Annotated in this window: 2 protein-coding genes; both read left to right on the forward strand. The window is 75.4% G+C overall.

All coding sequences use genetic code 11. The features are described 5' to 3' along the window. The first annotated feature begins 40 nt into the window (after positions 1-40). A complete protein-coding gene (locus ACZ6C6_RS07210; protein WP_469199969.1) occupies positions 41-14,317 on the forward strand; it encodes an amino acid adenylation domain-containing protein in 14,277 nt (4,758 codons plus the stop codon). Then, positions 14,314-21,825 (forward strand): amino acid adenylation domain-containing protein, encoded by a 7,512-nt coding sequence (locus tag ACZ6C6_RS07215; RefSeq protein ID WP_469199971.1) that lies wholly within the window; start codon positions 14,314-14,316, stop codon positions 21,823-21,825. The genes ACZ6C6_RS07210 and ACZ6C6_RS07215 overlap by 4 nt, the downstream gene beginning before the upstream one ends. The last annotated feature ends 63 nt before the right edge of the window (positions 21,826-21,888 follow it).

Below are 21,888 nucleotides of genomic sequence, written 5' to 3' on the forward strand. Positions count from 1 at the left end.
TTCGTCCCCCCGAAAGCTCTCCCCGAAGGTGTGTCCCGGCATGCGCGAAAACCGCTCTGTATCCCCGGAATCCGCTCCCGAAGAGTTCTTCGGGACGACCGCAGCCCAGCAGGGAGTCTGGTACGGGCAACTGGTCGACCCCGACAGCCCGAAATACAACATCGGTGAATGCTTCGAGATCCGGGGCGATCTGGACGAGGCGCTGTTCGCCGCCGCCGTCGACCGGGCCTGCGAGCTGTGCGACAGCCTGAACCTGGAGTTCGTCACGGAGGGCGACACCCTCCTCCAGCGCGTCGTCCGCGAGCCGGGCGCCCGCCGGCTCCGGATCGTGGACGTGTCCGGCGCCGCCGACCCCGCCGCCGCGGTCGAGCGCTACCTGGCGACGGACATGGCCACGCCGGACACCCTGCACCGCCCCCGCCACCACCTGGCCCTGCTCCGTGCCGGTGACGGGCTGTCCTACTGGTACGTCCGCTTCCACCACATAGCCGTCGACGGCCTCGGTGGCGCCGTCTTCACCCGCGTCGTGGCCGACCTCTACGGACGCGCGGTGCGGGGCGAGGACCTCGCCGGGGTCACGCTGCCCGCCGCACCCCTGCGCGACCTCGTCGCCGACGAGACGGCCTACCGCGAATCCGGCCGCCATGACGCCGACCGCGCCTACTGGACCGCCAGGTTCGCGGAGCGGGCCCCGGACACCACCGGGGACGACGGCACGCACAGCGGCCGGACACTCATCCGCCGCCGCACCGACCTCCCCGCACCGGCGGACCGCGCACCGGCCGCACCCGGCACACGGCTCCACACCGGCGAGTCCCTGTCCGCCGAGGTCTTCGAGGACCTGCGCCGGCTCGCCGCCGCCCACCGCACCACGTGGAGCGCCGTCCTGGTCGCCGCGGTCGCCGCGTACACCGCCCGGGTCACCGGCACCCGCGAGGTCACCGTGGGCCTCGCCTCCAACGGCCGGCACGGCGGGCTGCGGCACATCGTCGGCATGACCGCCAATATCCTGCCGCTGCGCCTGACGCCCACCGACGCCATGTCCGTCGGCGACCTCGTCCGCGCGGCCGCCGCCGAGATGCGCGGCGCCCTGCGCCACCGCCGCTTCTCCCGCGAACAACTCGCCCGCGAACTCAACACGGGCGACGACGCGGCCCGCCTCACCGGCATCGTCGTCAACATCATGGGCTACGACTACGACCGGGACTTCGCCGGAATCCCCGCGCCCTCCCGGGTGCTGTCGGTCGGCCCGGTGGACGACGTGTCGCTCTTCGTCTCCGAACGGGCCGAGGGCAAGGGGCCGTTGATCGGCTTCGACGCCCGCCCCGACCTCTACCACCCCGAGGACGTGCGGCTGCACGAGCAGGCCGTCGTGTCCTTCGTCTCCGCCCTGGCGGCCGCCGACCCCGGCCTGCCCCTGGGAGACCTGCCGCTCGTGGACGAAGCCACCGGCGCCGCCCTGCGCGCCCAGGGACTCGGCACCGCCCTGCCCGGGCCGGCCGTCGCGCGGACGCTGCCGGAGGCGTTCCGGGACCAGGCCCGCCGGACCCCGGACGCCCCCGCCGTCGAGGACGGCGCGCACACCCTCTCGTACCGGCAACTCGACCGGGTGGCCGATGACCTGGCGGCCGCGCTGACCGGCTGGGGCATCGGTGCGGAGGACGGCGTCGGGGTGCTCCTGGGCCGCTCGGCCGCGGTCCCGGCCGCCACCCTCGCGACCGTCGCCGCGGGCGCCGCCTACGTCCCGATGGACGCGGCCTGGCCCGCCGAACGGCTCGGCCGTGTCGCCGGGTCGGCCCGCGTGCGCGCCCTGATCGCCGACGAGCGGACCGCCCGCGAACCCTGGGTGCGGGAGGCCGCCACCCGTCTGCCGCTCCTCGTCGTGGACGGGTGCGGCCGGGTGCTCGACGGCGCGCCGGAACGGCCCGGAGCGCTGCCCGGGGTCAGCAGACCCGACCGGCTCGCGTACATCATGTTCACCTCCGGCTCCACCGGACTGCCCAAGGGAGTCGGCGTCACCCACGCCGACGTGCTGGCCCTCGCCGCCGACAGCGGCTGGACCGACGGGGTGTCCGACGCGGTCCTCATGCACTCCGCGTACGTCTTCGACGCCTCCACCTTCGAGCTCTGGGTGCCGCTCCTCAACGGCGGCCGGGTGGTCGTCGCCCCCGGCGGCGTCATGGAGGCGCGCGCCGTCCGGGAGGCGGTCGAACGGCACGGCGTCACCGCGCTGTTCCTCACGACCGCCCTGTTCAACGTGATGGCCGAGGCGGACCCCGCGGTCTTCGCGGGACTGCGCCTCGTCGCCGCCGGGGGCGAGGCCGCGACCCCCGGCCTCATGCAGCGCGTGGCCGCCGCCTCACCGCGCACGAACGTCCTGCACGTGTACGGCCCCACCGAGACCACCACCTTCGCCACCCGGCACCCCGTCACCGCCAAAACGCCCGGTGCGCCGCCCATCGGCCGCCCGCTGGACGGGATGGGCCTGTACGTCCTCGACGGCGCCCTGGACCTGGTGCCGCCCGGCGTGGTGGGGGAGCTCTACGTGAGCGGGCACGGCGTCGCCCGCGGCTACCAGGGCCGCGCCGCGCTCACCGCCACCCGCTTCGTCGCCGACCCGTACGGTCCGCCCGGCAGCCGGATGTACCGCACCGGCGACCTCGTGCGCTGGACCGGAGCGGGCCACATCGAGTACGTCGGGCGCGCCGACGGCCAGGTCAAGCTGCGCGGCTTCCGCATCGAACCGGCCGAGACCGAGCACGCCCTGCTCACCGACCCGGACGTGCGCGGCGCCTGCGTCGTCGTCCGCGAGGACACCCCCGGCGACCCCAGGCTCGTCGCCTATGTGGTGCCCGCGCCCGGAGCCCGCGCGGACACCGCCGCGCTGGCCCGCCGGGCCGGGCGCACGCTGCCCGCGTACATGGTGCCCTCCGCCTTCGTCGTCCTCGACGCCCTCCCCCTCAACCCCAACGGCAAGGTCGACCGCCGCGCCCTGCCCGCGCCCCGGACCGCCACCGGCACCGGACGGGCGCCGCGCACCGCGTACGAGGAGGTGCTCGCCGGGCTGTTCGCGGACGTGCTGGGCGTGAGCGCGGTCGGGGTGGACGACAGCTTCTTCGCCCTGGGCGGCCACTCGCTGCTCGCCACCCGCCTCACCGGCCGGGTCAGGGCCGCCCTCGGCGTCGAACTCGCCCTCGCCACGCTCTTCGACCACCCCACGGTCGCCTCCCTGGCCGCCGCTCTGGACACCGCGGGCGCCGCCCGGCCCGTCCTCGCACCGCAGCCCCGGCCCGAGGTGCTGCCGCTGTCCTTCGCGCAGCAGCGCCTCTGGTTCCTCAACCGGTCCGAGGCGCCCGGCGACACCTACAACGTCCCGCTCGTCCTGGAGCTCGACGGCCCCCTGGACGCCGAGGCGCTGAGCCGCGCCCTGGCCGATGTCGCCGTCCGGCACGAGAGCCTGCGCACGGTGTTCGCCGAGCACGACGGCGTCGCCCGGCAGCGCGTCGTCGAAGCGGACGCCGCCGCGTCGCTCGTCCCCCTCACCGTTGAACAGCCTCCGCCGGACGGGGACGCCGACGCCTGGGAGGCGGAAACGGTACGCCGCCTGAGCACCGCCGCGTTCGACCTGAGCCGGGACCCCGCCGTCCGTGCCCACCTGCTCCGGCGCGGGCCCGCCCGGCACGTCCTGGTCCTCGTGCTGCACCACATCGTCGCCGACGGCTGGTCCCTCGCCCCGCTCTGCCGCGACCTCTCCGCCGCCTACCTGGCCAGGACCCGGGGCATGGGCACCCCCGACTGGGCGCCGCTGCGCGTGCAGTACGCCGACTACACCCTCTGGCAGCGCCGACTGCTCGGCGACGGCGGCGATCCGGACAGCCTCGCCGCCCGGCAGACCGCCTTCTGGCAGGAGGCGCTGCGCGGCGCCCCCGGCCTGCTCGACCTGCCCCTCGACCGGCCCCGCCCCGCCGTGCCCAGCCACCGGGGCGCGTCCGTCCCCTTCGACCTGCCCGCCCCGGCGCACAACGCGCTCGTCCGGCTCGCCCGTACCGCCGGGTGCACGCCGTTCATGGTGCTCCAGGCGGCCCTCGCCGTGACGCTCGGCGCCCACGGCGCGGGCAGCGACATTCCGCTCGGCACCGCGGTGGCCGGCCGCACCGACGAGGTGCTGGACGAGCTGGTCGGCTTCTTCGTCAACACCGTCGTGCTGCGCACCGACCTCTCCGGCGAGCCGACGTTCCGTGAACTCCTCGACCGGGTCAAGCAGTCCGACATCGCCGCCTTCGGCCACAGCGACCTGCCCTTCGAACGGGTCGTGGAGGCCGTCAACCCGGAGCGGTCCGGCGACCACCACCCCCTCTTCCAGACAATGCTGGTCCTCCAGAACCAGGACCGGGCCGAACCGGAGCTGCCCGGCATCACCGTCCGCGACCGGTCCCGGCACCACGGCGGCAGCAAGTTCGACCTCACGTTCTCCCTGGCCGAAACCATCGGGACCGGAGAGGCCGAGGAGACCGCCGGGGGCATCGGCGGCTACCTGGAGTACGCCACCGACCTCTTCGACGCCGCCACCGCCCGCGCCCTCTGCGCCCGCTTCGCCCACGTCCTCACCCAGGCCGTCACCGAACCGGGCCGCCCCATCGGCGAACTGGACCCCCTGACTCCGGCCGAGCGGAACGACCTCCTCGCCCGGGGACTCGGCGCACCCCGGGCCCTGCCGGTGCTCACCGCCCCCGAGGCGGTCCGGGAACAGGCCCTGCGTACCCCGGAAGCCGTCGCCGTGCGCGACGCGCACACCCGCCTCACCTACGCCGAGCTCGACGCCCGGGCCGACGCCCTCGCCCACGCGCTGCGCGAGCGCGGTGCGGGCCGGGAGACCAGGGTCGCCATCGCCGCGCCGCCCTCCGCGCACACCGTCGTGGCGATGCTGGCCGTGCTCCGGTCGGGCGCCGCGTACCTGCCGGTCGACCCCGCCTACCCGCCCGCCCGCATCCGCCACATGCTGGACGACGCGCGCCCCGCCCTGGTCCTCACCGAGGGCGACGTCCCCACCGGCGACATACCGCGACTCGCCCTCGACGCACTCCAGCCGCCCGCCCTCCCGGTCACTCCGCTCCCCTGCACACCCCGCTCGGCGGATCCCGCGTACGTCATCTACACCTCCGGGTCCACCGGCCGCCCCAAGGGCGTGGTCGTCACCCATGGCGCCCTGGCCAACCACATGGCCTGGCTGGCGGGACACCTGACGGTCACTCCGCGGGACCGGGTGCTCGCGAGGACATCCAGCAGTTTCGACGCCTCCGTGTGGGAGGTCTGGCTGCCCCTCATGCACGGCGCCGAGGTGTGCGTACTGCCGTCCGGAGCCAACACGGAGCCGGACACGCTGGTCTCCTGGATGAGCCGGTTCGGTGTCACCGTCGCCCAGTTCGTGCCCTCGCACCTCGCCCTCGTCCTCTCCGAGGCGGCCGACGCCGCGCCCCTGCCGGGCCTGCGCGCCGTCCTGTGCGGCGGGGAGCCCCTGCCGCGCGCCCTCGCCGAGGAGACGGCCGCGCGGTGGCGTACGGAGGTGCACAACCTCTACGGGCCGACCGAGGCCACGATCGACGCGACGGCCCACCGCGTGGCCGCCACGCCGGACACCCCGCACGAGACGGTGCCGATCGGCAGGCCCGTCGACACCATGCGCGCCTACGTCCTGGACCACCGGCTGCGCCCGGTGCCGCCCGGCGTCACCGGTGAGCTCTACCTGTCGGGCCCCAACCTCGCCCGCGGCTACCTGAACCGGCCCGGTCCCACCGCCGCCCGCTTCGTCGCCGATCCCTTCGAGGACACCGGCGCCCGCATGTACCGCACCGGCGACCTGGTCCGCTGGAACGCGGCCGGGCTCCTCGACTACGTGTCCCGCGCCGACGACCAGGTCAAGCTGCGCGGCTTCCGCATCGAACCCGGCGAGATCGAGGCCGCCCTGCTCACCCACCCCGGTGTCACCGCCGCCTGCGCGGTGATCCGGGAGGACGTGCCGGGGGAGCGCAGGCTCGTCGCCTACGCCGTCACCACGGACCGGGGGCCGCGCCCGGCGAGCCTGCGCGACGCCCTCGCGGAGGCGCTGCCGCACTACATGGTGCCCGCCGCGGTCGTCGTCCTGGACGACCTGCCGCTCCTGCCCAACGGCAAGACGGACCGGCGCGCCCTGCCCCCGCCCGAGGAGGAGGCCGCGTCCACCCCCGAGGGCTCCGGCGCGCCGAGCCCCCGCGAGGACCTGCTCGCCGGGATCTTCGCCGATGTCCTGGGCCGCTCCGTTGTCGGCCCGCACGACAGCTTCTTCGACCTGGGCGGGCACTCGCTCCTCGCGATGCGCGTCGTCAGCCGGGTCCGCACGGTCCTCGGCGCCGACCTCGCCGTTCGGACCCTGTTCGAGCACCCGACCGTCGCCGGTCTCGCCCGGGCCCTGGACACCCGGGGGCGGTCCCGCCCGCCGGTCCGCCCCGTGGCCGAGCGGCCGGACCCGCTGCCCCTGTCGTACGCGCAGCAGCGGCTCTGGTTCCTGAACCGGCTCGACGGGCTCAGCTCCTCCTACCACATCCCGCTGGTGCTCGACATCGACGGACCGCTGGACACCGACGCCCTGCGCGCCGCCCTGCTGGACATCGTGGAGCGGCACGAGGCGCTGCGCACGGTCTTCCCCGAACGCGACGGCGTGCCGTACCAGTTGGTGCTGCCCGCCGAGCCCGTCGCGCCCCGGCTGCCCGTCGAGAGCACGGCACCGGCCTGGCTGGAGGCGGCCGTCACGGACGCCGTGGGCGCGCCGTTCGACCTGGCCGCCGATCCGCCGCTGCGGGCCAGGCTGCTGCGCACCGCGCCCGGCCACCACGTCCTCGTGCTGGTCCTGCACCACATCGCGGGCGACGGCTGGTCGCTCGCCCCGCTCGCCCGCCACCTGGGCGAGGCCTACCGGGCCCGCCTCGCCGGGCGGCAGCCGGAGGCCGGCGACGGGATCCAGTACGCCGACTACACCCTGTGGCAGCAGGCCGTCCTGGGCGACCCGGACGCCCCGGGAAACCTGCTGCGCGAGCAGCTGGACCACTGGCACACCGCGCTCGCCGGACTGCCCGGGCTCATCGACCTGCCGCTCGACCGCCCGCGACCGGTCACCACCGACCCCTCGGGGGAAGTCCACACCTTCGACGTACCGCCCGAACTGCACGCCGGACTCCTGCGCCTGGCGAGGGAGTCCGGCACCACGCTGTTCATGGTGCTCCAGGCAGCCGTCGCCACGCTGCTGCACCGGCACGGCGCGGGCGACGACATTCCGCTCGGCACGCCCGTCGCGGGCCGCACGGACGAGGCCCTGGAGGACCTGGTCGGGTTCTTCGTCAACACGCTCGTCCTGCGCACCGATCTGTCCGGCGCCCCCACCTTCGGCGAACTCCTGCGGAGAGTCAGGGAGTTCGACCTCGCCGCGTACGCCCACCAGGACGTGCCGTTCGAGCGGCTGGTCGAGAGCGTCAACCCGGTCCGGGCCCGCAACCACCACCCCCTGTTCCAGACCATGCTGGTCCTGCAGAACCAGGACGCCGTACGTCCCGAACTGCCGGGACTCGACGTCGAGGACCGGCTCGTCCACAACGGCCTGAGCAAGTTCGACCTCACCTTCGCCTTCGGTGAGGAGCGGGGCGGGGGCGGACTCACCGCCGGGATCGAGTACGCCACCGCCCTCTTCGACCACGTCACCGTCGAGGCCCTGGCCGCGCGCCTGCTGCGGCTGCTGGAACAGGTGGCGGCCGACCCCGCCCGGCCCGTCGCGGACTACGACCTGCTGACACCCGACGAGCGCACCCGCACCACCGGGTGGGGCACCGGCCGCGAACTGCCCGCCCCCGCACCGGACACCACTCTGCCCGCGCTCTTCGCCGCACAGGCGGGCCGCACCCCGGACGCCGTGGCCGTGACCGGCGACGGCACCACCCTCACGTACACCGCACTCGACACCGTCTCCGCCGAACTGGCCCGCGCCCTCGCCGCTCTCGGCGCGGGCCCCGAGACCGGCGTCGGCGTGCTGCTCTCCCGGTCACCGGCCGTCGTCTCCGCGTCCCTCGGCGCGGTGCGGGCCGCCGCCGCGTATGTGCCGATGGACGCGCGCTGGCCCGGGGAACGGCTCGACCAGGTCGCCGAGGCGGCGGGCGTGCGGGCCCTCGTCGTGGACGAGCCGGCCGCCGCCTGCGCCTGGGTGACCGAGGCCGCCCGCCGCATCCCGGTCCTCGTCGTGGACCGGACCGGCCGCGTCCTGCGCGGCGCGCCCCCGGCGCCCGGCAGGGCCGCCCCCGTACCGGGGCCGGACTCCCTCGCGTACGTCATGTTCACCTCCGGCTCGACCGGGCTGCCCAAGGGCGTCGGAGTCAGTCACGCCGATGTGGCGGCGCTCACCGAGGACTCCGCCTGGCACGACGGCGCGGCCGACGCGGTCCTCATGCACTCGGCGTACGTCTTCGACGCGTCCACCTTCGAGATGTGGGCGCCACTCCTGCGCGGCGGCACGGTCGTCGTCGCACCGGAAGGCGTCCTGGAGGCCGGGACGCTGCGCCGAGCCGTCCGCGACCAGGGCGTGACCGCCGTCTTCCTGACGACCGCCCTGCTCAACGTCATCGCGGACACCGACCCCGGCGCCTTCGCCGGACTCCGCCTCGTCTGCGCGGGCGGCGAACTCGCCTCGCCCGACGCCATGCAGCGCGTCGCGGGCGCCGCGCCCGGTGTCCGCGTCCTGCACGTGTACGGCCCCACCGAGACCACCACCTTCGCCACCCGCTACGACGTGGCCGCCGACCTGCCGGCGGGCCCGCCGCCCATCGGCCGGCCCCTGGACGGCATGCGGCTGTACGTGCTCGACGGCTCGCTGGGCCCGGTCCCGGCGGGAGTCACGGGGGAGCTGTACCTCGCCGGGCGCGGCGTCGCCCGGGGCTACACCGGCCTGCCCGCCCTGACCGCCACCCGGTTCGTCGCCGACCCCTTCGACCCGGACGGCGGGCGCATGTACCGCACCGGCGACCTCGTGAAGTGGACCCCGGACGGGCAGATCGCCTACGTCTCCCGCGCCGACAGCCAGGTCAAGCTGCGCGGCTACCGCATCGAACCCGGCGAGATCGAGTCCGTTCTCGCCTGCTGCGACGGGGTCGCCGACGTCTTTACCCTCGTACGCGAGGACGTCCCGGGCGACCGGCGGCTCGTCGCGTACGTGGTGCCCGCCGGGGCTCTCCGTCCCGATCCGGCCGATCTCGCCGAAGCCGTCGGCCGGTCCCTGCCCGCCTACATGGTGCCCTCCGCGTTCGTCCTCGTGGACGCGCTGCCGCTGACCGTCAACGGCAAGGTGGACCGGCGCGCCCTGCCCGTGCCCGAACAGCACACCGCGGCGCGCGGGCGCACCGCCCGCACCGCCCGTGAGGAGATCGTCTGCGGCCTCGTCGCCGACGTCCTCGGCCTCCCGGCCGTGGGCGCCGACGACGACTTCTTCGCCCTGGGCGGCCACTCCCTGCTCGCCACCCGGCTCGTCGCCCGCATCCGGGCCGCGCTCGCCGTCGAGGTCCAGGTCAAGGCGGTCTTCGAGCACCCCACGCCCGCCGCGCTCGCCGCCGCCCTCGACGGAGCCGGAGCAGCCGCCCCGCCGCTGGTACGCACGCCGCACCGGCCGGACCCGCTGCCGCTGTCCTTCGCGCAGCAGCGCCTGTGGTTCCTCAACCGGTTCGAGGGCCCCAGCCCCACCTACAACGTGCCGCTGGTGCTGCGCCTGGACGGACCGCTCGACGTCCCGGCCCTGGAACGCGCCCTCATGGACGTCGTGGAGCGGCACGAAAGCCTGCGCACCGTATTCCCCGAGACCGGCGGGGTCCCGCGCCAGCTCGTCCTCGCCGCCGACCACGCCGACCTGGACCTGACGCCCCGGGAGATCAGCCCGGACGGCCTGGACGAGGCGCTGGCCGCCGAGGTGGCGCACGCCTTCGACGTCACCGCCGACCTCCCCGTCCGGGCCCGGCTGCTCAGCCCGGGCGCCGAGACCCATGTGCTCGTCCTCCTCGTCCACCACATCGCGGGCGACGGCTGGTCGCTGGCCCCACTGGCCCGCGACCTCGGCGACGCCTACCGCCGCCGCAGCCGGGGCGAGGAGTCCGGCCGCCCGGAACTCCGCGTCCAGTACGCCGACTACACCCTCTGGCAGCGCTCCCTCCTGGGCGACGAGAACGACGCGGACAGCAGGGCCGCCCGCCAGCTGGACTGGTGGCGCACCGCGCTGGCCGGCAGCCCCGGACTGCTCGCCCTGCCCCTGGACCGGCCGCGCCCCGCCGTCCTCACCTACCGGGGCGACGCCTTCGCGTTCCGCGTGGACGCGGACACCCACCGGGCGCTCGCCGAGCTGGCCCGCGCCCGGGGATGCAGCCTGTTCATGGTGCTCCAGGCAGCCCTGTCCGTCCTGCTCTCCCGGCACGGCGCCGGGGAGGACATCCCCCTCGGCACCGCCGTCGCCGGACGCACCGACGAAGCCCTGGACGATCTGGTGGGCTTCTTCGTCAACACCCTCGTCCTGCGCACCGACCTGACCGGCGACCCCGCCTTCACCGAAGTCCTGGACCGCGTCCGGGCGTTCGACCTGGCCGCCTACGCCCACCAGGACCTGCCGTTCGAACGGCTGGTGGACGTCCTCGCCCCGGCCCGGGCGCAGGACCATCACCCGCTCTTCCAGACCATGATCGTCCTCCAGAACCAGGCGGACACCGCGCTCGACCTGGACGGCCTCGCCGTGACCGAGCAGCCCGTGCGGACCGGGATCAGCAAGTTCGACCTCACCTTCACCTTCACGGAGACCCGCGACGCCGCGGGCCGCCCCACCGGGCTCGACGGCAACCTGGAGTTCTCCACCGACCTCTTCGACCCCGCCACCGCGCACGCCCTGGCCGCGCGACTGACCCGACTGCTCGCCTCGCTCGCCGCCGACCCCGGAGGGCGTGTCCGCACCGCCGAGTTCCTGGACACGGCGGAACGCGCCGAGCTGGACCGGGCCGCGCCGGGCCCGGTCCGCCCGGTCCACGCCCGTACCGCCCCCGAGGCGTTCCGTGCCCAGGCCGCCCGGACCCCCGGGCGGATCGCCGTCCGGGCCGGTGCCCAGCAGCTCACCTTCGCCGAGCTGGACGCCCGCTCCGACGACCTGGCCCATCACCTCCACGACCGGGGCGTCGGCCGCGGCGACCTCGTCGCCCTCGCCGCCGAAGGCACCGCCGACCGGGTCGTCGCGATGCTCGCCGTCGCCAAGGCCGGGGCCGCCTGCCTGCCCGTCGACCTGGACTACCCCGAGGCCCGCGTCACCCACATGCTCGACGACGCCCACCCGGCCCTGTTCCTGGTCGACGACGCGGCGCGGGCCGCCCGGTACGCTGCCGTGCCCCGCCTCGCGCTCGGCGACCGGTCCGCCTGGCCGGGCGGACGCGGGGCGCCCTCTGCCGCCGCCGGGCCCGGCCCCCACGACGCCGCGTACGTCATCTACACCTCCGGCTCCACCGGCCGGCCCAAGGGCGTCGTCGTCACCCATGGCGCGCTCACCAACCACATGGCCTGGATGGCAGACCACTTCGGTCTCACCGACGACGACCGCGTCCTCGCCCGCACCTCGCCCAGCTTCGACGCCTCGGTGTGGGAGACCTGGCTGCCGCTGCTGCACGGCGGTGCCACCTGCCCCGTACCGGCCGCGCTCAACCACGACCCGGCCGGGCTGCTGGCCCGGATGCGGGACGAGGGCGTCACCCTCGCCCAGTTCGTCCCCTCCCACCTCGCGCTCCTGCTCGCCGAGACCGGCACCGAGGCGGCGCCCCCGGCGCTGCGGGCCGTCGCCTGCGGCGGCGAGCCCCTGACCCGCGCCCTGGCGGCCCGGGCGGCCGGGGCCTGGGGCACCGAGGTGCACAACCTCTACGGCCCGACCGAGACCACCATCGACGCCACCGCCCACCACATCACCGCCCACGGAGAAGAAGGGGGCGTTCCGCTCGGCCGCCCGGTCGACAACACCCGCGCCCACGTCCTGGACACCGCGCTCCAGCCCGTACCGGCGGGTGTCACCGGCGAGCTGTACCTCGCCGGTGACGGCCTCGCCCGCGGCTACCTCGGCCGCCCCGGGCTCACCGCCGGCCGGTTCGTCGCCGACCCCTCCGGCCCCGCCGGCAGCCGCATGTACCGCACGGGCGACCTGGTCCGGCGCGACGCCGACGGACTCCTCCACTACGTCTCCCGCGCCGACGACCAGGTCAAGCTCAACGGCTTCCGCGTCGAACTCGGCGAGATCGAGGCCGCCCTCACCGCCGTCGACGGGATCACCGCCGCCTGCGTCCTCGTCCGCGAGGACCGGCCCGGCGAACGGCGCCTGACCGCGTACACCGTGGGCGCCCGCCTCACCGACGGCGCACTGCGCACCCGGCTCACCGAGGCGCTGCCGCCGTACATGGTGCCCGCCGCCTTCGTGGCCCTGGACGCGCTGCCGCTCCTGCCGAACGGCAAGACGGACCGGGCCGCGCTTCCGGCGCCGGAGCGCCCCGACGCCGCCCGGCCGGGCCGGGAGCCGCGCACCGCGCCCGAACGCGTCCTGTGCGAGGCGTTCGCCTCCGTCCTGCGCGCGCCCGCCGTCCGTACCGACGACGACTTCTTCGCGCTCGGCGGCGACAGCATCCTGTCCATCCAGCTCGTCAGCCGCGTCCGGGAAGCCGGGCTCGCCGTCACACCCCGGGACGTCTTCGTCCAACGCACCCCGGAGGCCATCGCGGCCGTCGCCGCACCGCTGGACGGCGCCACCGGCGAACCGGACGGCCACGGCACCGGCACCATGGAACCGACCCCCATCGCCGCCTGGTTCCTGGAACGCCCCGGCACCACCGACGGCTACAACCAGTCCGGCGTGCTGAGCACCCCCGCCGGTGCCCGCGAGGACACCCTCGTCGCCGCGCTCCAGCTCCTCGCCGACCACCACGACATGCTCCGCCTGCGCGTCACCCGGACCGCCGGGGGCGACCCCGTACTCGAAGCGCTGCCGCCCGGCGCCGTCACCGCCCGGCGCCGCTTCACCCGTATCGACATCGCCGGGCTCGACGCCGAGGCGGCCCGGGCCGCGCTCACCGAAGCGGGCGAACGGGCCCGCGGACGCCTGCGGCCCTCCGCCGGTGCCGTCTTCGAAGCCGTCTGGGGCGACGCCGGACCCGGAGCGCGCGGCCGGCTGCTCCTCGTCGTGCACCACCTGTCCGTCGACGCCGTCTCCTGGCGCATCCTCGCCGACGACCTCGCCCACGCCTGGCAGGTGGCCACCGGCACCGCATCCGCGCTGCCCGCCGCCACCACCTCGTACCGGCGCTGGTCCCAGCTCCTCGCCGAACAGGCCCGCACACCCGCCCGCACCGGCGAACTGCCCCTGTGGGAGGAAGCGCTGAAGACAGCGGACCCCCAGCTCGGCTACCGGCCGCTCGACCCCTTCTTGGACACCGCCGACGGAACCCGCACCCTCACCACCCACCTGCCCGCCACCTGGACGAAGCCCCTCCTCACCAGCGTCCCCGGCGCCTTCCACGCCGGAGTCGACGACATCCTGCTCACCGCGCTCGCGCTCGCCGTCAACACCTGGCGGCCCCGCACGGACACCGCGGTCCTGCTCGACCTGGAGAGCCACGGCCGGGAACAGATCGCCGACCACATCGACCTGTCCCGCACGGTCGGCTGGTTCACCAGCCTCTACCCCGTCCGGGTCGACCCCGGCCCCCTGGACGCCCGCGACCCGGCACGCTTCGGCGCCTCGCTCGTTGAGCGTGCAGTGAAGCGCGTCAAGGAACAACTGCGCGCCGTCCCCGACCACGGCGTCGGCCACGGCATGCTGCGCCACCTCAACCCGGCCACCGGCCCCCGCCTGGCCGCCCCCGCACCCCAGATCGGCTTCAACTATCTGGGGCGGTACGCGGCCCCGGGCCGGGCGGCGGACGGCGACTGGGAGGTCCTGCTCGACGCCGGCGGACCCCGCAGCCAGGACCCCGACATGCCCGTGCACCACGTCCTCGACATCAACGCGCACACCGAGGACCTGCCCGAAGGCCCCCGCCTGGTGGCCCGCTGGACGTGGCCCAGCGACCTGCTGAAGGAAGAGGACGTGGGCGCACTCGCCGAGGCGTTCAACCGCGCCCTGCGCGCCGTCGCGGAACACGCCGAACAGCCCGGAGCAGGCGGCTACACGCCGTCCGACCTTCCCCTGGTCTCGCTCAACCAGGCCCAGATCGACCGACTGCAGAACAAGTGGGGTGGACGCAAATGAACGGGTTCCAGCTGGAGGACGTACTCCCCCTGACGCCCCTGCAGGCCGGGATGTACTTCCACGCCCTGTACGACTCGCACGCCGTGGACGTCTACACCGCGCAGTTCGTCTTCGACCTCGAAGGGCCCGTCGACGTCCCCACCCTGCGCGCCGCCGTCGCCGGCCTGCTCCGACGCCACGCCAACCTGCGCGTCGGCTTCCTCCACGAGGACCTGGACGAACCCGTGCAGGCGGTCGCGGCCGAGGTCCCCGCACCCCTGGAGGAACTGGACCTGACCGGCGCCGACCAGGTGCCGGACCGGCTGACCGCCTTCCTCGCCGCCGACCGCACCCGCCGCTTCGACCTGGCCACCCCGCCACTGATGCGGTTCACCCTCGTGCGGACCGCGCCGGAGCGCCACCGGCTCGTCATGACGAGCCATCACATCCTCTTCGACGGCTGGTCGCTGCCCCTGCTCGTACGGGAGCTCTTCGAGCTGTACGCGGCCGGCGGCGACGACAGCGCCCTGCCGCGCGTCACCCCGTACCGCGCCTACCTCGTCTGGCTCTCCCGGCAGGATCGCGCCGCCGCCCTCGACACCTGGTCCACCGCCCTCGCCGGCATCGAGGCGCCGACCCTCCTCGCGGAGCGGGACGGCCCCGACGGCGCGGCCGAACTGCCCGAGACGCTCGTCCTCGACCTGGACGCGGCCGTGACGGCCCGGCTGCGCGAGACGGCCCGTGCCCACCGCCTCACCCTCAACACCCTGGTCCAGGGCGCCTGGGGCCTGCTGCTCGGCCACCTCACCGGGCGCTCCGACGTGGTGTTCGGCACCACGGTGTCCGGGCGCCCGCCGGAGCTGCCCGGCGTCGAGTCCATGGTCGGCCTGTTCATCAACACCGTGCCCGTGCGCACCGGGCCCGCGCCCGGCGAGACCCTGGCGGAGTACCTGACCCGGCTCCAGGCCGAGCAGGGCCGGCTCCTCGGCAGCCAGCACGTGGGCCTCAGCGACATCCGGGGCGTCACCGGGCTGGACGAACTCTTCGACACCCTCGTCGTGTTCGAGAACTACCCGATGGACGCCGAGGCCCTGCGCACCGCCCAGCGGGGACTGCCCGGCCTCGCCGTCACCGGTTTCAGCGGCACCGACGCCGCCCACTACCCGCTCACGCTCACCGTCGCCCCCGGCGACACCCTGAGGATCACCTTCGGCTACCGGGCCGCCGTGCTCGACCGCCAGGAGGTGGCCGAGACCGTCTCGCGCATGCGGCAGCTGCTGACCGCCATGGCCCAGGACCTCGGCCGCCGCGCCGACACCGCGCCCTTCCTCCTCGACGGCGAACGCGAGGAGCTGATCGCCCGGGGGACCGGGGCCGGCCTGCCCGACGGCACCACGGCCCTGAGCATCCCGGAGGCCGTCGCCGAGCGGGCGGCCCGCCACCCGGACGCGGTGGCCGTCTCCGGCGCCGGCGAGCAGCTGACGTACGCACAGCTCACCGGAGTCGCGGACCGGCTCGCCGCCGCCCTGACCGGACTCGGGACCGGGGCCGAGGACGGCGTCGGCATCCTCCTCGCCCGCTCGGCCGCCACCGTCACCGCCTCGCTGGCCACCCTGCGCGCGGGCGGGGCCTACGTGCCGCTCGACCCCCGCTGGCCCACCGAACGGCTCAACCGGGTCACCGACGTCGTCCCCCTGCGCGTCCTCGTCGTGGACGAGACCACCGCCTCGCTGCCGTGGGTCCGCCGGCTCGGCCCGGACACCGCCCTGCTGACCGTCGACGGCGCCGGCCGCGTTCTCACCGGCGGCCCCGCCACGCCCGGCCCGCTCCCCGCAGCGCCGGGCGGCGACCGGCTCGCGTACGTCATGTTCACCTCCGGGTCCACCGGACTGCCCAAGGGCGTCGGCGTCAGCCACGGCGACATCGCCGCGCTGGCCGCCCACCACGGCTGGGACGACGCCGCCGACGCCGTCCTGCTGCACTCCGCCTACGTCTTCGACGCCTCGACCTTCGAGCTCTGGGCCCCGCTCCTGCGCGGCGGACGCGTCGTCGTCGCGCCGGACGGCCCGCTCCAGCCCGACACCCTGCGGGACCTGGTGACCCGGCACGGCGTCACGGCCGCGTTCCTGACGACGGCCCTCTTCAACGTGCTGGCCGAGACCGACCCCGGCTCCCTCGGACAACTGCGCCTGGTAGCCGCCGGCGGGGAGGCCGCGGCGCCCGGGGTCATGCAGCGCGTCGCCGCCGCCCACCCCGGCACGACCGTCCTGCACGTCTACGGCCCCACCGAGACCACCACCTTCGCCACCGCCCACCACGTCGGCCCCGACCACACCCCCGGCGGTGCCCCGCCCATCGGCCACCCGCTCGACGGCATGCGCGCCTACGTCCTGGACGCCGCGCTGAGCCCGGTGCCGCCCGGCGCCGAGGGCGAGCTGTACCTCGCGGGACCCGGCGTCGCCCGCGGCTACCTCGGCCGGCCCGCCCTCACCGCGACCCGCTTCGTCGCCGACCCCTTCGCGGGCGACGGGGCCCGCATGTACCGCACCGGCGACCTGGTGCGCCAGGACGCCGACGGCACCGTGCGCTACGTGGCCCGGGCCGACCAGCAGATCAAGCTGCGCGGCCACCGCATCGAACCCGCCGAGATCGAAACGGTCCTGCGCGACCACCCGGCGGTACGCGCCGCCTGCGTCCTCGTACGCGAGGACCTGCCCGGCGACCGCACCCTCACCGGCTACGTCGTCCTCGCCCCCGGCGAGACACCCGACCCCGGACTGCTCGCCGCCCACGTCGGCCGGCTGCTGCCCGCGTACATGGTCCCGGCCGTCATCCAGCCGCTGGACGCCCTGCCCCTGACCCCCAACGGCAAGATCGACCGGGCCGCCCTGCCCGCGCCCACCGTGCCGCGCACGGCGGCCGGGCGGGCGCCGCGCAGCGCCATGGAGGAGATCCTGGCCGGGCTGTTCGCCGATGTGCTCGGCGTGGACCGGGTCGGCACCGACGACAGCTTCTTCGCGCTGGGCGGCCACTCCCTGCTCGCCACGCGCCTCGTCGGCCGCATCCGCACCGCCCTGCACACCGAGACCGACATCCGCACACTGTTCGAGCACCCCACCGTCGCCGCGCTCGCCACCGAACTGGAAGGCGCGGAGGGCGGCACCCGCCCCGCCCTGGTCCCGCAGCCGCGCCCGGCCGAACTCCCGCTGTCGTACGCCCAGCAGCGGCTGTGGTTCCTGCACCGGCTCGACGGGCCCTCCGCCACGTACAACATCCCGCTCGCCGTACGCATCGACGGACCGCTCGACCCCGACGCCCTGTGCACCGCCGTCGCCGACGTCATCGCACGGCACGCCGCCCTGCGCACCGTCTTCCCCGAGGGCGAGGACGGGCCGTGCCAGCACATCACCCCACCCGGCGACGTCGTCATCCCCTTCGCCATGGAGAGCGTCGACGAGGCGAAGCTGCGGCACCGCGTCGCGGCCGCCACCGCCGAGGCCATCGACATCGAACGCAGCCTGCCCCTGCGCGCGACCCTCCTCCGCCTGGCGCCCGACGCCCACGTTCTGGTGCTCGTCGTCCACCACATCGCCGCCGACGGCACCTCCCTGCCGCCCCTCGCCCACGACCTGGGCCTCGCCTACCGCGCCCGCGCCCGGGGCGAGGCGCCCAACTGGGCCCCGCTGCCCGTCGACTACGCGGACCACACCCTCTGGCAGCGCGACCTGCTCGGCGACGAGAAGGACCCCGACAGCCTGGTGTGCCGCCAGCTCTCCCATTGGCGGCACGCGCTGGAGGGGCTGCCCGAGGCGATCGAGCTGCCCTGGGACCGGCCGCGCCCCGCCACCTCCCGGCACACCGGCGCCACCCTCGGCTTCTCGGTGGACCGGGCCACCGCCCGCCACGTCACGGAGCTCGCCCGCAGCTGCGGTTCCAGCGCCTTCATGGTGCTCCAGGCCGCCCTGGCGACCGTCCTGTCCCGGCACGGCGGCGGCGAGGACATCCCCCTGGGCACGGCCGTCGCGGGACGCACCGACGAGGCGGCGAACGGTCTCGTCGGCTTCTTCGTCAACACGCTCGTCCTGCGCACCGACCTGAGCGGCGACCCCACCTTCCGTGAACTCCTCGGCCGGGTCAGGGAATTCGACCTCGCCGCCTACGCCCACCAGGACGTGCCCTTCGAGCGGCTGGTCGAACTCCTCAACCCCGCACGCGCCCAGAGCCACCACCCGCTCTTCCAGACCATGCTGGTCCTCCAGAACCAGGCGGCCGCCGCCATCGACCTGCCCGGCCTCACCGTCACCGGAGTGCCCGCCGAGGCGGAGGTGAGCAAGTTCGACCTGTCGTTCGCGCTCACCGAGACCTACGACCACACGGGCGCCCTGGACGGGATGCGGGGCACCGTCGACTACGCCACCGAACTCTTCGACGCGCCCACCGTCCAGGGCCTCGCCGATCGGCTCGTCCGGCTCCTCGGCGCCGTCACCGCGGACCCGGACCGCCCCCTGCACGCGTACGACATGCTCACCCCTGCCGAGCACAGCCGCCTCACCGCCCTCGGCACCGGACCGGCCGACGACCTGCCCGCCACGACGGTCCCCGCGCTCTTCGACGAGTGGGTCCGGCGCACCCCCGAGGCCCCGGCCGTCCGCGACGCGCACACCACCCTCACCTACGGCGAACTCGACGCCCGGGCCGACGCGCTGGCCCGGCACCTCACCGAGCGCGGTGTGGGCCCCGAGGACCGGGTGGCCGTCGCGCTGCCCCGGACGTCCGAGCTCGTCGTGGCCCTGCTCGCCGTCCTCAAGGCGGGCGCCGCCTATGTGCCGCTGGACCCGGACTACCCGGCCCAGCGCCTGTCGTACATGCTCGACGACGCACGCCCCCGCCTGCTCCTCACCACCCCGGAACTCCACCGCCGCCTTCCCGGGCACCCGGTGCCGCACCTCTTCACCGACGACCTCGCCGGGAGCGGTGCGACCCCCGGGCCCGTCCGCATCGACCCGGCCAACCCCGCGTACGTCATCTACACCTCGGGCTCCACCGGCCGTCCCAAGGGCGTCGTCGTCACGCACCGGGGCGTGCGGGCGATGGCCCGGACCCAGGGCGAGCGGCTGCGCGTCGGACCCGGCAGCCGGGTGCTGCACATGGCGTCCGTCAGCTTCGACGCCGCGTTCTGGGAGCTGTGCATGGGACTGCTGACCGGCGCCTGCCTGGAGATCGACACCCGCGACGCCCTGCTGCCGGGCCCGGCGCTCGCCGGCCTGGTCCGCGACCGGGGCGTCACCCACCTCACCATCCCGCCCGCCGCCCTCGCCGTGATGCCCCCGGACTCCCTGCCGACCGGCCTCACCATGGTCCTCGCCGGAGAGGCGTGCCCGCCGGCTCTCGTCCACGCCTGGGCCCGCGACCGCTTCCTCGTCAACGCCTACGGTCCGACGGAGACCACGGTCTGCGCCACCATGAGCGCCTTCCAGCACGCGGAGGGGCCCCTCGCCCCCGACCGCACCGTCCCCATCGGCGCCCCCGTCGACGGCACCCGCGTCCACGTCCTGGACGACCGGCTGACCCCCGTGCCGCCCGGAGTCACCGGCGAACTGTACGTCGCGGGCGAGGGCGTCGCACGCGGCTACCACGGCCGCGCCGCCCTCACCGCCACCCGCTTCGTCGCCGATCCCTTCGACCACGCGGGCGGCCGGATGTACCGCACCGGGGACCTGGTCCGGTGGACGCCCGACGGCCGCCTCCTCTACGTCTCCCGCGTGGACGACCAGGTCAAGCTGCGCGGCTTCCGCATCGAACTCGGCGAGATCGAGGCGGCGCTCACCTCGCACCCAGGGGTCGCCGCGGCCTGCGTCACCGTCCGCGAGGACCGCCCCGGCGACCGGCGCCTCGTCGCCTACACCGTGCCCGCCACCGGCGAGCCCGGCCCCGGCTGGGCCGACCTGCGCGCCCACCTCGCCGCCACCCTGCCCGAACACATGGTGCCCGCCGCCCATGTCCGGCTCGACGCCTTCCCCGTGACGCCCAACGGCAAGACCGACCGGCGTGCCCTGCCCGCACCGGAGAGCGCGGCCCCGGCCGGCGGACGGGCCCCGCGCACCGCCCGTGAACGCGCCCTGTGCGAGGTGTTCGCGCAGACCCTCGGCGTGCCCGAAGTCGGTGTCACCGACGACTTCTTCGCGCTCGGCGGACACTCCCTGCTCGCCGTCACCCTGGCCCGCCGGATCGGGGAGCGCTGCGGGGTACGGCCCTCCCTGCGCGCCCTGTTCGCGACCCCCACCGTCGAGGGCGTCGACCGGCTGCTCGGCCGGGCCCCGGGGGAGGAGGAGCCCGAGGAGGCGGCGGCCCCGGACTTCGCCGCCGAGGTGCGGCTCGCGCCGGACATCACCGGTGAGCGCCGGGACCGCCGGCCCGTCCACCCCTCCGCACGGCCCCTGCTCACCGGGGCCTCCGGCTTCCTCGGCGCGTTCCTGCTGCGCGACCTCATCGAGGCCACGGACGGCCCGGTCGACTGCCTGGTCCGGGCCGCGAGCCCCGACAGCGCGGCCCAGCGGCTCCGCGCCAACCTGGAGCACTACGGCCTGTGGCAGTCCCGGTACGCCGACCTGATCCACCCCGTCCCCGGCGACCTCGCGGCCCCCGGCCTCGGCCTCGACCCCGGGGAACGGGCCGCCCTCGCCCGGCGGCTGGGCCCCGTGCTGCACAACGGGGCACGCGTCAACTTCGCCGCCCCGTACGGTGATCTGCGCGCGCCCAACGTGGGCGGCACCGAGGAACTGCTGCGCCTCCTCGCGGACTCCGGCTCGCCCGGCCTGCACTACGTCTCGACCACCGGTGTGTACGCCCCGTCGCGCGGGACGGACCCCGTACCGCTCACCGAGTCGTCCCCGACCGGCCCGGCCGCCGGTCTGCCCGACGGGTACGCGCAGAGCAAATGGGTCGCCGAGCAACTGGTCGGCCTCGCCGGCGAGCGCGGCCTCCCGGTGACCGTCCACCGCCCGGGCCGCATCAGCGGCGACACCACCACCGGTGCCTGCCAGGACCGCGACCTGCTCTGGCAGCTCATCAAGGGCTGCCTCCAGGCCGGAGCGGTGCCCGACCTCGCGCACGGCACGACCGACTGGGTGCCCGTGGACTACGTCAGCGCCGCCGTGGTGGCCCTCAGCACCGCCGAAAGGCCCGGGGCGCCGGCGTACCACTACACCAACCCGGACGCGCCGGGCCTGGACCGCGTCTTCGGGGCGGCGGCCCGCCTCGGGTACGAGCTGCGCCCCGTCACCCCCGAGGAGTGGCGGGCCTGTGTGGCCGAACACCCGGACAACGCGGCTCAGTTGTTCCTCGGCGACGACGGGGCCGGTGAGGACGAGGCGGACCACCGCAGCTTCGACTCCGGCCGCACCGCCCGGGCGGCCGAGGAGGCGGGCGTGCGGCAGAAGCCGCTCACCGACGAGGTTCTGACGCGCTATCTGACGTACTTCCAGGTCACGGGCTTCCTGCCGGCCCCCGGAGCGCTGCCGGGAGCGTAAACGATCATCAATCGTCAGGTCCCCGGCAATTCGCATACAACCATCCGTGCTTCCCGAAGGTCC

This window comes from Streptomyces sp. NPDC041814 (assembly GCF_055590565.1).

What these genes read in the sequence shown, in the direction of transcription:
- ACZ6C6_RS07210 (WP_469199969.1), top strand. Translation starts at nt 41, where the DNA reads ATGCGCGAAAACCGCTCTGTATCCCCGGAATCCGCTCCCGAAGAGTTC.
- ACZ6C6_RS07215 (WP_469199971.1), top strand. Translation starts at nt 14,314, where the DNA reads ATGAACGGGTTCCAGCTGGAGGACGTACTCCCCCTGACGCCCCTGCAG.